Source organism: Geomonas propionica, from assembly GCF_016458235.1.
Lineage (GTDB): Bacteria > Desulfobacterota > Desulfuromonadia > Geobacterales > Geobacteraceae > Geomonas > Geomonas propionica.
Window position 1 is genome coordinate 197,390 of record NZ_JAEMHK010000008.1, and the last position, 14,050, is coordinate 211,439.

14 protein-coding genes and 1 pseudogene are annotated in these 14,050 nt (G+C 61.0%); 8 read left to right on the forward strand and 7 right to left on the reverse strand.

All coding sequences use genetic code 11. The annotated features are described in order from the left end of the window. Positions 1 to 6: 6 nt before the first annotated feature. On the forward strand, positions 7 to 1,938 hold the full coding sequence (locus tag JFN90_RS12370; RefSeq protein ID WP_199395424.1) for an HD domain-containing phosphohydrolase: 1,932 nt from the start codon (positions 7 to 9) through the stop codon (positions 1,936 to 1,938). On the opposite strand, the gene JFN90_RS12375 is transcribed toward JFN90_RS12370, so the two are convergent. After that, a complete protein-coding gene (locus JFN90_RS12375) occupies positions 1,935 to 2,741 on the reverse strand; it encodes a methyltransferase (protein ID WP_199395425.1) in 807 nt (268 codons plus the stop codon). The two genes, JFN90_RS12370 and JFN90_RS12375, sit on opposite strands and share 4 nt — an antisense overlap. Positions 2,742 to 2,893: 152 nt before the next feature. Between JFN90_RS12375 and JFN90_RS12380 the strand changes: the two genes are divergently transcribed. Beyond that, positions 2,894 to 4,117 (forward strand): OmpP1/FadL family transporter, encoded by a 1,224-nt coding sequence (locus JFN90_RS12380; protein ID WP_199395426.1) that lies wholly within the window; start codon positions 2,894 to 2,896, stop codon positions 4,115 to 4,117. An 84-nt stretch (positions 4,118 to 4,201) separates the two neighbouring features. Here JFN90_RS12380 and JFN90_RS12385 read toward each other — a convergent pair whose 3' ends face one another. From JFN90_RS12385 to JFN90_RS12400, 4 genes are all read right to left on the reverse strand, one after another. Beyond that, complete coding sequence (locus JFN90_RS12385) at positions 4,202 to 5,128, reverse strand: hypothetical protein (protein ID WP_199395427.1); 927 nt, start codon at positions 5,126 to 5,128, stop codon at positions 4,202 to 4,204. Between the two features lie 422 nt (positions 5,129 to 5,550). Next, positions 5,551 to 6,561, reverse strand: a complete 1,011-nt coding sequence (locus tag JFN90_RS12390) for a transglutaminase-like domain-containing protein (protein WP_199395428.1) — start codon at positions 6,559 to 6,561, stop codon at positions 5,551 to 5,553. Between the two features lie 43 nt (positions 6,562 to 6,604). After that, positions 6,605 to 7,372 (reverse strand): rhodanese-like domain-containing protein, encoded by a 768-nt coding sequence (locus tag JFN90_RS12395; RefSeq protein WP_199395429.1) that lies wholly within the window; start codon positions 7,370 to 7,372, stop codon positions 6,605 to 6,607. A gap of 84 nt (positions 7,373 to 7,456) precedes the next feature. Beyond that, positions 7,457 to 8,644: a double-cubane-cluster-containing anaerobic reductase gene (locus JFN90_RS12400; RefSeq protein ID WP_199395430.1), complete on the reverse strand. Its 1,188-nt coding sequence runs from the start codon at positions 8,642 to 8,644 to the stop codon at positions 7,457 to 7,459. Positions 8,645 to 8,792: 148 nt separating this feature from the next. Between JFN90_RS12400 and JFN90_RS12405 the strand changes: the two genes are divergently transcribed. Further along, positions 8,793 to 9,716: a selenium metabolism-associated LysR family transcriptional regulator gene (locus JFN90_RS12405; protein WP_199395431.1), complete on the forward strand. Its 924-nt coding sequence runs from the start codon at positions 8,793 to 8,795 to the stop codon at positions 9,714 to 9,716. 185 nt (positions 9,717 to 9,901) lie between these two features. Here JFN90_RS12405 and JFN90_RS12410 read toward each other — a convergent pair. Continuing rightward, positions 9,902 to 10,219 (reverse strand): annotated as a pseudogene (locus JFN90_RS12410) (peptide chain release factor-like protein); the annotation flags it as partial. Between the two features lie 264 nt (positions 10,220 to 10,483). On the opposite strand from JFN90_RS12410, the gene dmpI reads away from it, so the two are divergent. The 3 genes from dmpI (at position 10,484) to JFN90_RS12425 (ending at position 11,595) form a co-directional block, all read left to right on the forward strand. Then, positions 10,484 to 10,675 carry a 4-oxalocrotonate tautomerase DmpI gene (gene dmpI, locus JFN90_RS12415; RefSeq protein ID WP_199395433.1) on the forward strand — a complete coding sequence of 64 codons (192 nt, stop codon included), beginning with the start codon at positions 10,484 to 10,486 and terminating at the stop codon, positions 10,673 to 10,675. A 16-nt stretch (positions 10,676 to 10,691) separates the two neighbouring features. Then, positions 10,692 to 11,264, forward strand: a complete 573-nt coding sequence (locus JFN90_RS12420) for a flavin reductase family protein (RefSeq protein ID WP_199395434.1) — start codon at positions 10,692 to 10,694, stop codon at positions 11,262 to 11,264. A 100-nt stretch (positions 11,265 to 11,364) separates the two neighbouring features. After that, positions 11,365 to 11,595 (forward strand): hypothetical protein, encoded by a 231-nt coding sequence (locus JFN90_RS12425; protein ID WP_199395435.1) that lies wholly within the window; start codon positions 11,365 to 11,367, stop codon positions 11,593 to 11,595. A 240-nt stretch (positions 11,596 to 11,835) separates the two neighbouring features. Here the strand turns inward: JFN90_RS12425 and JFN90_RS12430 are convergent, their stop codons facing one another. After that, on the reverse strand, positions 11,836 to 12,681 hold the full coding sequence (locus tag JFN90_RS12430) for an ADP-ribosylglycohydrolase family protein (RefSeq protein ID WP_199395436.1): 846 nt from the start codon (positions 12,679 to 12,681) through the stop codon (positions 11,836 to 11,838). Between the two features lie 30 nt (positions 12,682 to 12,711). Here JFN90_RS12430 and JFN90_RS12435 point away from each other — a divergent pair, with 30 nt between their 5' ends. Continuing rightward, positions 12,712 to 13,308: an acyl carrier protein phosphodiesterase gene (locus JFN90_RS12435; protein WP_328755641.1), complete on the forward strand. Its 597-nt coding sequence runs from the start codon at positions 12,712 to 12,714 to the stop codon at positions 13,306 to 13,308. A 306-nt stretch (positions 13,309 to 13,614) separates the two neighbouring features. Beyond that, the gene (locus JFN90_RS12440) at positions 13,615 to 14,049 is read left to right on the forward strand and encodes a chemotaxis protein CheW (RefSeq protein ID WP_328755645.1); all 435 of its coding nucleotides are present in this window, start codon (positions 13,615 to 13,617) and stop codon (positions 14,047 to 14,049) included. Position 14,050 lies beyond the last annotated feature (1 nt).

Sequence of the window (14,050 nt, forward strand, 5' to 3'; positions counted from 1 at the left end):
GAGCAGATGAATACACCGCTATACAACAGCAGCATCATCGATACGTACATCAAGCTCATCAAGAGCAAGTACAACTTCGTCAACATCGGCGAACTGCTGAGTTACGCCAACATGAGCCCGCTGGAAGTCGCCGACCAGGGACACTGGTTCACCCAGGAGCAGGTCAACCTCTTCTACGAGCGCCTGCTCAAGCTGACCGGCAACGATAACATAGCGCGCGAGGCCGGGAGGTACGCCGCCTCCCCCGAGGCGATGGGGATCCTCAGGCAGTACTTCCTCGGGCTGGTGGGCCCCGCCCGCGCCTACAGCCTCATCGGCGACACCGTCAACAGCAACTTCGTCAGATCCTCCGTCTACACCTCCAAACAGCTCAGCAGCAACTGCTACGAAATCACGGTCACCCCAAGGCCGGGCACGCACGAGGAGCTCTTCCAGTGCCAGAACCGCATCGGCTTCTTCGAGGCGGTCGCCAACCTGTTCCAGCCCAGGCTGCCCCGCATCGAGCACCCCGAGTGCATGTTCCACGGCGACCCGGTCTGCCGCTACATCGTCACCTGGGAGCAGACCAACGCCGGCTTCTGGCAGTTCACCCGCAACTATGCCGCCATTGCCCTGCTGATCATCATCGCCTTTTGTTACCAGGCCAACCAGGTCAAAACCATCTACATGCTGGCCCCCTGGGCGCTGGTCCTTCTGCTGCTCATCAAGACCTGCGCCCTGCGCAGCGAGAAGAACGCCCTGCTCACCAGCCAGAAAAGCCTCAAGGACCTGACCGACAACCTTTTCAAACGGATGGAGATCAACTACAACAACGCGCTGGTCACCAACGAGATCGGCCAGGTAATCAGCAGGCAGACCGAGGTCCGCGAGATCCTCTCCAGCGTGATCCAGATCCTGGAAAAGCGCCTGGACTACAGCCGCGGCCTGATCCTGCTCAGCAATACCGAGAAGTCGAGGCTGGTGTTCCAGGCGGGTTTCGGGTACCAGGACGAACAACTGGCCTTCCTGGGCAAGACTACCTTCCACCTGGACCGCCCCGACTCCCGGGGGGTGTTCGTGATCTCCTTCCGGGAGCAGCGTCCCTTCCTGGTCGCCGACGTCAAGGACATCGAGGGGAACCTCTCCGGCAAGAGCCAGAACTTCGCCAAGCAGCTCCTGTCCCAGACCTTCATCTGCTGCCCGATCATCTGCGAGGGGGAATCGCTCGGGATCATCGCGGTCGACAACCTGAAGTCGAAGCGGCCGCTGGTGCAAAGCGACGTGTCGCTCCTGATGGGGATCGCCCCCGTCATCGGCATCAGCATCCGCAACGCCAAGCTGCACGAGGCGAAGTCGAACCAGTTCAGCTCTTTCTTGCAGGTCATGGCGGCGTCGATCGACGCGAGGGATCCCCTAACCGCCGGCCACTCCGAGAAGGTCACCGAATATTCGGACGAAATCTGCGAGGAACTGGGGCTCCCACGCGCGGAGCGCGAGATGATCCGGGTCGCGGCGCTTTTGCACGACTACGGCAAGATCGGGGTTCCCGATGCGATCTTGAAGAAAAACGGCAGGCTGTCCGACCTCGAGTACGAGATCGTCAAGACCCATTGCCACAAGACCCGGGACATCCTGGAGCAGGTAAATTTCGAGGGGATTTATCGGCAAGTACCGGAAATAGCCGGCGCACATCATGAAAAAATCGACGGCACCGGCTATCCTAAAGGACTCAAGGGGAAGGACATCCCGCTGGGGGCGAAGATCATCGCCGTGGCGGACTTCTACGAGGCGGTGACTTCGCAACGCCACTACCGCGCCCCGATGCGGGTCGACGAGGCTTTCCGCCTGCTCCGGGAAGGGGCCGGGACCCATTTCGACCGCCACATCGTGGAGGCGCTGATCACCTGCCGGATGCGTGCCGGCGAGGAGAGCAAGCCCGCGGTGCTCCAGGAAGCCTAGGGCTTACGGCCGCGGCAGGAGATGATCGGGGTGTAGGTGAAGCGGCGGGGATTGGCGAAGAAGGCCCGGAACTCCTCCAAGAACTCCTCGTACCCCCCTTGGTACTCGTTGAAGTCGTAGCCTGACCTCTTGGCGGCCACCTCGACCTTCTTGGTCCAGTTGAATTCGTCCACCTCCTTCAGCTCCCCGAAGATCTGGTGGTGCGCTTCGACCTTCACGTCGATGTCCTGGAACCCCAAGTCGTAGAGGAAGGAGTACAGCTTCCGTCCCACGTACGGGTCGAAGTTGTCGTTTGCCTCGAGGCTCTTGATGGTGGCGGCGACGGCGCGCTCCATGCGCGGGGAATGTCCGAAATGGCTGAGGCAGTTGTGATCGAGGTCGATCAGGCAGAGTATGCCGCCGGGTTTCAGCGCCGCCGAGATGTTGCGCACCAGTTCGAAGCAGTTGGAGAGGTGGTACTCGAGGACGAAGCGGCACCAGGCGAAATCGAACTGCCCGAACCCGGTGAGCGGCTGGTACAGGTCGCAGCGCTCAAAGCTTACCGTGCTTGAACCGTAGTGCTGGCGGGCAAAGTCGAGACGCTGCTCGGACAGGTCGACGCCGACGGCACGCCCGCCCGGCTGCACCAACTCCCCGAGCATGCTGGTCGTCTTGCCGGGGCCGCAGCCGATGTCGATGACGCTCATGCCCGGCGCGAGCCCCGCCCAGCGCGCCTGTTTCCCGGTCACCGCGTTGTCTGTTTTCATATCAAGCCGAACGGATTCTTCGGCGTGTTCCATCAGGTACCGTCTTTCTGAGCGCATCAACTGCTCCCGTTAAACATTTTGAATAATTAAGGTTTTAACACATAGCACTTGGCGTAGTCAACCACGACAGCCATGTTACCCGTTGCCATGGCGATTCGTCAACGTCGCCGCACCACGGTAGCCCAAATCGTACTTCACCAGGAGGGTTTATGAACTACAGGAAGAGCCTGATGGCGGGGATGCTCGCCTCAGCGGTCGCGCTGGGGGCAGGTATGCCGTCGTCCGCGTTGGCTGCAGGCTATGCGGTATTCACCCACGGGGCCGGCGCCCTCGCCCAGGGTAACGCGGTGACCGCCCACGCAGCCGACGCCAGCACCATCTTTTACAACCCGGCCCTGATGAACAAGCTGGACGGGACCCAGATGCTGATCGGCACCACCGCCATATTCTCCGCCCGCGAGTACACCAGTTCCGTCGGCGGCAATGCCGACTCCGACGACTCGGTCTTCTTCCCGAGCCACCTCTACGTCACCCACAAGTTCAACGACCAAATGAGCGCCGGCCTCGGCATCTTCAACCCCTTCGGCCTGGGCACCAAGTGGGACACCAACTGGGACGGCCGTTACATCGCCACCAACTCCACCCTGAAGACCTTCGACATCAACCCAGTCTTCTCCTACAGGGTGATCCCTTCCCTCACACTGGCTGCCGGCCTCGACGTGATGCTCCTCGACGCCACGCTGGAGCGCAAGGTCTTCACCGGCGGCCCGGACGTGGGGTCGAAGTTCAAAGGGAACGGCACCGGGGTCGGCTACAACCTCGGGGCGGCCTACGACATCACCCGCGACCTCACCCTGGGCGCATCGTATCGCAGCCAGGTCCACGTCGACATTTCCGGCGATGCGACCTTTTCGGTGCCGGCGCTCAACACTGGCGGCAAGACCGACCTCACCCTGCCGCCGCAGTTCACGGCTGGCTTAGCCTACAAGGGGATCGACAAGCTCACCGTGGAAGCAGGTGTCCGCTGGGAAGGGTGGTCCAAGTTCAAGAATCTGGACATTCGTCTCGACAACGGCCAGTCCCTGGTCACCCAGAGGGACTGGAAGGATAGCTGGGGGGTGAACCTTGGGGGAAGATACCAGCTCGACCCGAGGGTCGCCCTGTCGGCGGGCTATGTCTACGGGGGAAGCGCGGTCCCCAACAGCACCTTCGACCCCTCCATCCCCGATGCCAAGACCCACGTTTTCTGCGTCGGCACCGACGTGGACCTGAAGCCCTTTACTGTCGCCTTTGCCTACGGCTACCAGTACTACGAAAACCGCGACAAGAACAACAACGTCGGCTTCAACCCCTTCGTCCCCACCAGCACCGCCAATGGCACGTACCAAAGCGATGCGCACCTCGTGGCGCTCTCGCTCGGATATAAGTTCTAGCTCGCCCTTCGCCACCGCCAACGAGAAAAGGCCTCTCCCGGATCGGGAGAGGCCTTTTTGTTTTTCAGGGCGAATTCGCCTCGACTACTTCTTGGCGAACTTCGGGTCCAGGCTGCGCGCCAGGTCGTCGTAGGCGACCAGCGCCTTGATCTGGGGGGTGGTCTTCTTCACGGTAGCGTCGAAGAGTTGCAGCTTGCCGTTGAAGGTATGGGCCTTGTTCCTGAGCGAGGTGGTGCTTTCGGCGAGAAAGCTCTTTTCTGCCTTCTCGTCGCTCTTCAAAAACGACTTCGCCTTGGTCAGCGCCTCGTCGCCTGAACCCACGTAGTGGTTCACGCTCTCCAGGAAGGAAAGCGAGGAAGCGGACAACTGGGAGGTGGTGGTCAAGCGGTCCTGCACCTCGGTCATCCCCTTCAAAAGGTCCTGGTCCGCAAAGCGCACCAGTTCCGAGACGTCCTGGTTGTAGGTTGGCTTGTTCGGGTCCAGCGCGTCGGCGCGGGACAGGAACTGCTGCGAGGTGCCCAGGTACTTGTTGATGGAGACCGACGCGGCGCCGAGGGAGACCGCGGAGTCTGAGACGAACTTGGTGAAGAGCGAGGCCTGCCCCGCATACGGGATCGGGAAGAACTTCACGAAGCGCGCGGCCACCGAACTGGCCTGGATGTACTTGGAGTAGCCGGCCACGTGCCCGGACATCCACTTCACGTAGCTCTCGAACTCCGCCATAGACTGACGCTGGGCGCGCACGTCTGCGGTGATCTCCTTGAGCTTCTTGGAGTTGCGGGCGGCGAGGTCGGTGGAACTGATGCTGCAGCTCTCCAGCGCCTTGATCCTCTCCTGTAGGAGCGCGTTCTCCTTGGTGAGCGCCGCGAGGGCTGCCGCCTGATCGGGTGCTGCGGCGGCAACAGGCGCCGGGTTGGCCTGGACGGGGGGCACGGCGTCGGCGGCATAAGCAAAGGGCGCTGCCACGCAGGCGGTGAGCAATGAAAGTGCGATAACGGTGCGAATCTGCACGGGTAAACTCCTGGATCGTTAATGTCGGACCGCTAGGAACGATACATCAATCGCCCCGGCGAGACAAGGCAAAAGAGCTGAAGCAGGGGACTGGCTCCGCCAGGTGCCGGTCCCCTTACTGCTTCGCAATCGCCCCGGCGAGACAAGGCAAAAGAGCTGAGGCAGGGGACTGGCTCCGCCAGGTGCCGGTCCCCTTACCGCTTCGCAATCGCCCCGGCGAGACAAGGCAAAAGAGCTGAAGCAGGGGACTGGCTCCGCCAGGTGCCGGTCCCCTTACCGCTTGCGGAAGGTGGCTGAGCTGAAAGGAGCGTTCCGCTAGAGGGACAGGCACCTGACGGAGCCTGTCCCTTCTGCCGCGCTCCCTCTTCACGAAAAAGGCCGCGCCTTGCGGCGCGGCCCGGGTCGGGTCGGAAGTCCCTACCCTATTTTTCCTTGAAGGTGATGCGGTAGCTAAAGCCCTTCGGGTCGTACCAGTCGAGCACCTTGCCCCCCACTTCGGCGTAGGGATAGCCGAAGGTGTTGAGCGGCGCGCCCGCCTGCGGCGGGTTCAGCACCAGGTCACGCCCGGAGGCGAGCTTGAAGCGGTAGGCATCGATGCCGCCCCAGAAGTAATCGCGGTACTCGCGGGTCTTGGCGTCTTTCAGTTCCAGCTTCTCGACCAGCATCGCCTTTCTCACGTCGGCGGGGTCGACCGGCACCCAGCCGGTGCCCGGAAGGAAGAACTCGACCCAGCAGTGCTGCCAGGTGGTTACGTCCTCCTCCGCCTTCTTGCCCAGGCGCAGGCCGAACACCTCGCGCGCCGGCACCCCGGCCGCACGCGCCAGCGCGATGTACACAGAGGAGATGTCGGTGCACTTGCCGCCCGGCTTTTTCAGCAGTTCGCAGACGTCACCCTTGCCGCAACCGACCGTGGCCGGGTCGCGGTACATGTTCTCGCAGGCCCAGTCGTAGATTGCCTTCGCCTTGTCGAGTACCGTCGTCTTCCCCTTAACGATGCTTTCGGCCAGCTTCTTCACCTCGCCGTCCACCGGCCCCAGCGAAGTCGGCTTCAGGTACTCCGCGTAGTCGGCACGGTTCCAGGCGGGCTCTTTTGCAGCCAGGTCCTTGATCCGGACCTCGTCGCGCTGGACGTTGAAGCTGTAGGTAAGCTTGCGGCTCTTGGCGTCCTTGTCCCACTGGGCGTAGAGCATCGGCGTGCCGTTGGCCCGGTCGGTGTAGACCGCCGAGGAGGCGAAATCGCCACTCACCTTGACGTCGGTGACGTTCTGATACGAGTCGGAGACCGCGTAGGGGATCCAGAGCCTGGTCTCCTTGCCCGCCTCCTGCTTGGAAAGGTCGACCTCTACGGTGACCTGCCCGCTGCGGCTTTTGGCCCAGGCGGCAGGGGTTACGCAGAGTGAAAGCGCCAGCATGGTCAACAACAACCTTTTCATCGATGCTCCTTTGTTTCTCGAAGTATTGGATTAACTACGGTCTTTAAAGCTGCGATTTAACGACCGGCAAGCCGGCTTCCTTCCACTCGGCAAGGATCGCCTGGAAGATGGAGGGATAGGCGAGCTTGGTCAGTTTTCTATAGGCGGAGTAGCTGCGCCCGCCGCTGTTGCAGTAGACGATGATCCCCTTTTCCTTGGGGAGGACGCCCGACTTGGCTGCGAAGGTCTCCGCGGGAATGTTGATCGCCCCCTCGATGTGCCCCTCCGCGAACTCGAACTCGTCGCGGACGTCAACCAGCACGTAGCCGACCTTTTTCTCGGCCAGGATCCGTTTCAGTTGGGCCGGGCTGAGCTTGGTGGTATCGATCTTCTTGGCGTACTCGGGGCCGGCCACGATCGGGAACCCCTTCTCTTCCCACACGGGGAAGCCGTCGGCATAGATGACGAGGTTGGTGTAACCCGCCTCCTTCGCTTTCAGGGCGACCTTCTTGCTCTTGCCGCACTTGACCCCATTACAGTAGAAGACGATCTGCGCACCCTTGTCCTTGGGGAGCAGCGCGATGTTCTTTTCGAACTCCTTGTCCGAGATGTTGACCGCGCTCACGAGGTGGGCTACCTGGTACTCGTCGTTGGTGCGGGCATCAACCAGTGTGAAGGCCCGCTTCTCTTCCAGCATGTCCCTCAAAACCTCGCTCGAGACGGTTTTGAAGTCGGCATCGCCGGCAAACACCGGCATCGCAGCAGCGAGGACCAGAAATAGCGTTGACAGGAAAAGGACCGACGTACCGAGCAAGCGGGTGATGCTTTTCATGGTGATCTCCTTTTGATGTACATGGCATAACAAACTCGAGATGAAATCTGCAGTCGTGGAACAACATACCGTGCGACATACCTGTCACGGGCGCCCTCCCTTCCCGGCGACGACCATTTCCAGAAATGCCTCGATGCGTAACCTCAGTTGCTCGGTGTCAAATTCGGAATAATCCGTTTCGATCTGCAGGAAAGGAACCTGGGCCGTCTCCTGCAGGTGGCGCTTCACCGTGAACGACTCCACGTTGTAGGTATGGCATCCCTGCCAGGTAAGGTCGATCACACCGTCGGCCTGAAACTCCCGGACCAGTTCCTCGAGCAGTTGCAGACGCCCGGTGTTGGGAGACATGCACGAGCAGGGAACGCGCAGGTACTTCTCGGCTATGGAGCGCAGCAGGTCATGGCCTGGGAGCACCGGATCGACCTTCTTGTAACCGCCGCAACTTTCGAAGCAGACCACGCTCCCGCCAACCTCCTCGATCAGGCGCACGACCTTCTCGGAACCAATGCCGACCGGGACACCAGTCAGCACGATGCGCGGCGTGGCGGCAGTGAAGGGGGAAACACCCTGGTCGCTCAGCTGCGCTAGCTCATCGGTCAGTCGATCGATCAGTTCGATGGATTCCCTCTTGTCCACAGTGAAGCCACGGTTATGAAGCACGGTCAGCAGATCGAGACCGGAGATCGGTGCCGGTTTGCGCTTCAACAGGTCCTGAAGCCTTTTCAGAGAGCGCCGCTCCTCGTTGAGCAGCAGGACCGCTGCCGCCAGCTTCTCGGGGGTGATCTGCACCTCGAACTCCTGCTCCAGGCGTGCCACCAGCCGTTTCAGTTCCAGAACCCAGTAATCGAGCGCCACCTCATCGCGCACCTGGGGGAGTTGCATAAGGTGCAGCGGCTTGATCTCGGCAAGCAACTCGTACATCTTCTTCTTGCCGTCGCAGGTGGTCTCGGCGAGCAGCAGGTCTGAGAAGTGGAAGAAGGGGCAGGTATCGGTGAGCGCGAAACCGTAACTTGATTTGATCAGCGGACAAAGCGATCGGGGCAGTACCTTCTCTGCCGCCGGAATGGGCGTCGCGCTGCTGCCGCACAGGGAGACCGGTATGGCCCCTGCGGCGACGATCAACTCTACCGGGGAAAAGAGGCAATAGGTACCGACGACCTTCCTGCCGCGATCCTTGGCGACCTTTACGGCGATGGCGTTGCGCTCTCTGAGCCCGGATATCTCGCTGAAGGCTGCACAGACCTCGGTCCTATCGTTACCAGCTACTGTCATCGGTGTATCTCATTGAAAAAAGAGTGTCGGAACAACTTGAGAAATCGTAAAAAACCAGCGACATGAATAACTTATTGACCGTCCTGAGTCAAATTGATAAATTCGATAAAATAAATAACCTGGATCGCATTCTTTAATGGGAGGTACTGTGAACCTGAAGCAGTTGGAAGTCTTCATCAAGGTCGCGGAAAGCGGCAGCTTCTCCAAAGGGGCCGAGGCCACCTTCATCACGCAGTCGACGGTAAGCCAGCATATCTCGGCCCTTGAGAGCGAATTCGGCATGAAGTTGCTCGACCGCACCGGCAAGGGCGCCCTCCCCACCGAAGGAGGAAAGATCCTACTGGAACGGGCGCGCAAACTGGTGGAGTACGCCAAGGAGATACCGGTCGCGCTGGCTCGTTTCAAGGGGATCGAGGAAGCGGAGCTGAACATCGCGGGGAGCAGCATTCCCGGCGAGTACATGATCCCGGCCGCCCTCCCCCTGCTGATCAATCGGTTTCCCGGTGTGACCATCGTGCTCAGGCAGGGAGACAGCCGCGACGTGCTCGGCAAGTTGTTGTCGGAGGAGGTGGAACTGGGCGTGGTCGGCGGCCGTTTCGACGAGGAAACGCTGGAGTTCGCCCCCTTTGCCGAGGACGAACTGGTGCTGATAGCGCGAGCCGGGCACCGCTGGGGCAAGCAAAAGGCGATCAACAAGGAGGAACTGCTCGGTGAGTCGGTGGTGTTGCGCGAAACCGGATCCGGGACCGGGAAGGCAGCGGCGCAGGCCTTGCGCGAGGCGGGCATCGATCCCGCACGGCTGCGGGTGGCGGCGCACCTGGGGAGCAACGAGGCCGTGAAGCGGGCGGTTATTGCCGGCATCGGTGTTTCCTTCGTCTCCGCGATATCGGTGCGGCACGAACTGGAACAAGGGACGCTGATCCAGGTTCCGGTGGACCAGGTTTCCATCAAGCGACAATTTTATCTCGCCAGCCGCAAGGGGCGCGAACTGTCACCGGCGGCAGTCGCTTTCAAGACCATCATGCTGGAGATGTTTAAGGGCGATGGGCAATTGACCGCAATCGATAATTGAGTTCGCAGACTGCACGGGCGAGAGCGGAGGGAAAGTTCTCTTTACGCATAACTCTGTAGGGGCGAATAATCATACGCCCCATCCTCCTCACACTGAAGCCCGCCCTTTACCACCCTTTTTGTTCCCCATCGCGATGGTTTCTGGTTGTTCAGGTGTCGGTATTGCCGACTCGAGGCTTTAAGGTGTCAATTATCAATCACAGACCGCTGTCTCTTGCGTTCCCCCACCGCCTTCTTGTCGGAGAGCCGCCGCTCCTTGGCGCCGCGCGGCACCTTGGTTGCGACCCGCTTCTTCCGCTTCTGCTCGCGCCTGCGTAACAGTTCGGCCAGTCGTTCGAGCGCCTTCTCCCTGTTTTGGGCCTGGGAGCGGCTCTCACTGGCCTGGGCCACGATCCCGGTCGGCAGATGCCTGATCCGCACCGCCGAGTCAGTCGTGTTGCGATGCTGCCCTCCCGGCCCCGACGCGCGGTAAAATTCAACCTTTATTTCAGATTCCTTTATCTCTGCCATCTTCCTCTTCCTTGTTGCTGCCGAATCCGGTGAATATACCACGACTGCTGCATGCTCCCAAGCCTTCTTATCAGCCTTACAAACTCGACACACAGATACTTACCTGCACAGGCACTACGCACCACGTATGTGTAGGGGCGAATAATCATCCCCCCCCTTCCGTCACACCACGACAATAGGGCAGCGGTTGATGTAACCGGCAATATTTGCTACATTGGCACTCTTTCAACATTACATCCGCTACAAGGAGAGTTGAACATGCCCGTTATCACCATAGATCTCGGCATCATCGAGAACAAAGAGAAGAAGGGCCAACTGGTGCAGGCGTTGACCGAAGCCGCCAGTTCCGTCACCCAGATCCCCGCCGACAAGTTCATCGTTTTCATCAAGGAGATGGAGCGTGAGAACATTGGCGTAGGCGGCAAGTTGCTGTCGGACATCCTCAAATAAAGGCATAGGAGGCCATATGAAAAAGAGCTTGGGCATAGGCACCCACGTCATGCCGACCCCGGTCTGGCTGGTGGGAAGTTACGACATAGCTGGCAAACCGAACCTGGCCACGGTGGCCTGGGGCGGCGTCTGCAGCTCCGACCCCGCGGCGGTCACCATTTCCCTGCGCAAGTCGCGCTACAGCTACGACGCGATCCTCAAGCGCGGCGCCTTCACCGTGAACATCCCGTCGCAGCAGTTCGCCGTCGCGGCCGACTACGCCGGGATTGCGTCCGGCAAGAACGAGGACAAATTCGCAAAAGCGGGTCTCACCGCGGCGAAGAGCGACCTGGTCGATGCGCCGTACGTGGCGGAATTCCCGCTGGTCATCGAGTGCCGTCTGCTGCAGACGGTCGAGATCGGCGTGCACACACAGTTCATCGGCGAGATCGTGGATGTGAAGGCCGACGAGTCCGTTCTCGATGCCGCGGGACTCCCCGACCCGGCCAAGGTGCTGCCGCTCATCTACAGCCCCACCAATCGCATCTACTACGGGCTGGGCGAGGCGGTCGGCAAGGGATTTGACATCGGCAAAGAGATGATGAAGTAACTGGATGGTTGCCGTTCCTACGGTATAATCGTTCCCGTCTTTAAACCAAGGGGTGCCCATACCCTGCCGATGGCAGGCATGGCCCGAACCGGGGACGACCATGGACGACGAGACCTTCAAGAACGAAGTACTGGGCCGATTGCAGCAGATCATGGAGATGCTGGCCTCCGTCCTTCCGGAAGCGTGCATCGAGGAAGTTGAGGAAGAGCCCGCCCCCCTTCCTCGAATTGAGGCGGAGCAGGCGCACAACCCGTACGGCATCGGTGAGGAAATGCAGGATGACTACCGGTCCGCCCTCGAAAAGTGGAACCAGAAACACGGCAGCGCCTAACAGGGCGCTGCCGCGCAGGAACCGGCCGATGGTCCGGCGCCTAATTGCGCCAAGGGCCACCGGCCTTTCTTTTATGCCTAAGGCACCCCCCCCCCGTCCCCCCTTCGCAAAGGGGGGCGCCCGAGTTCACCTGCGACTCTAAACACCAACACTCCCAGAGCTCCCCCCCCCAAAAAATGCACCCAGACACTCCCCCCGCCTTTCATCAAAGACCGAAACTACTCCGACTCTTGACCACTGTCAGTGCGCGTGCCCTAGCGTCCCCCCCTTTGCAAAAGGGGGGACAGGGGGGATTTGCCCATCATCCGCCCCTCTCCCCGCCACGAACCGCCCCTCAAACTCCAGCGTCACCCTTCTCAGCGGCTCGTCCAGAAACCCAAGCGCGCGCTGCGCGATATAGGCCGGAACCCCGCCGTAAAAGGCCTGTGCGATGCCCCCGGTGATGCATGCCAGGGTATCGGAGTCGCCCCCAAGGGACACCGCCAGCCGCAGTGCGCTCTCAAAATCCTCCGAATCAAAGAAAGCGGCCAGCGCCTGGGGGAGCGTCCCCTGACAGGAGACGTCGAAACGATAATCCGGGCGGATGTCATCGCAGTCACGGGAAAGATCGTAGCCGAAGCGACCGGCGATGAAACTGCGCATCTGCTCCTTGGTGGCGCCGGTCCGCGCGAGATAGATCGCCGCCGCCGCGGCCTGCGCCCCCCGCACCCCTTCCGGGTGGCCGTGGGTGGGGAGCGAGTACTCTTTGGCCTTTTGCAGCACTTCGTCGAGGGAATCGAAGGCCCACCCCGCCGGCGCGATGCGCATCGCCGAACCGTTACCCCAACTATCGTAGGGGGCGGCGTCCTCGCTTGCCGCCCAGCGGGCGAAGTTCTTGCCGTACCCGGCCTCGGGGTAGCTGCGATAATAGCGCCGCATGACCTGCGCGTATGGCTCACCGCTCATGATCGCCTCGGCGAGCGCCACGGTGAGCACGGTGTCGTCGGTGAAGCGGCAGTGGTCCTGGAACAGCGGGAAGACGGTAGTCTTGATGTTGTTCCACTCGTAGATGGATCCGACGATGTCGCCGGTCAGCGCCCCAAGCATGTCACTCCCCCTACCCCTTCTGCCGAGGTTTTGGTATCATTTCCTGCCATGAACTACCTCTTCCATCTATACCTCTCCGGGGACGACCCCGCCATCCTCACCGGCAACTTTATGGGGGACTTTGTCAAGGGGCCGCTGTCCGACCGATTCCCGGAGCGTCTGAGCCAAGGACTCGCGCTGCACCGGCGCATCGACTCCTATGCCCAGGGGCATCCCGCCTTCACCGCCAGCCGACTGCGCATCGCGTCGGAGTTCGGGCTCTACCGCGGCATCCTGGTCGACCTGTACTACGACCATTTCCTCGCCAGCGGCTGGCGTCAGTGGCACGAGGAACCGCTGCCGGTCTACCTCGAGCGGGTCAGGAAGATCGTAGAGGGGAACCGGGCCCTGCTGCCGGAAGCGTTGCAGCGGCTGGTTCCGGTCATCTTCGAGGACATGATTCCCTCCTACCTCACCACCGACGGCATCGCCGGCGCCCTGCAGCGGATGTCCAGGCGCGTGCCGCGCGCCAACCCCCTGGGGGGGGGCGGCAAGGAGCTTACCCGCAACTACCAGGCATTGCAACAGGATTTCCTGGAATTCCTGCCCGAGGTACAGCGCTACGCCAGCGACTTCCGGCTACGCTGACACAGGCTCCGCAGTTGCCCCTTTGCTACTGTCAGCGCCTGGATAATTCCATGAATTGCAAACCTCTGGCATTGTCACAGCAACACCGGTAACTGTATTTCGCCTGCCCGCCGCATCCTCACGATCACGATTTAAAGAAAGGAAGTTCCTGCCAATACTCCAACAAGAAGCTTCCACTGCAAAAAATCACACGACAGCCCGTCAAATGACAACAATCCGCTTGAATAGAAGCCCGGCTCGCGGTAAATTAAAGCGCCGTAGTGAAGTCTTACTTGGAGAAGACCGATAGATACGATCCACCTACTCATCTTCGCCCTCGACGGCAAACGCTACGCCTTGAGACTCGACCAGGTCACCAGGGTCATCAGGGCCGCGGCGCTCACCCCGATCCCCCATGCCCCGGACATCGTACTCGGCATTCTCGATCTGCAAGGGGAGGTCCTCCCCGTCATCAATCTGAGGAAACGGTTTCGGCTGCCGGAGCGAGGCATCGGCAGCGAGGATCAGTTCGTCGTGGCCCGCACCGACCGGCTCGCGCTGGCGCTCCACGTGGACGCCACCGAGGCGGTATGCGAACAGGCTGAAGGGGCGCTGGTACCCGCCGACGGGATCATCACAGGAACCGAGTTCCTGGCCGGCGTGACCCGAACCCCGGACGGCCTGGTGCTGATCCACGACCTGGACACCCTGCTCTTCCCTGATGAAGAAGCGCAGATCCGGGCGGCGCTGGAACAGGTGTAGC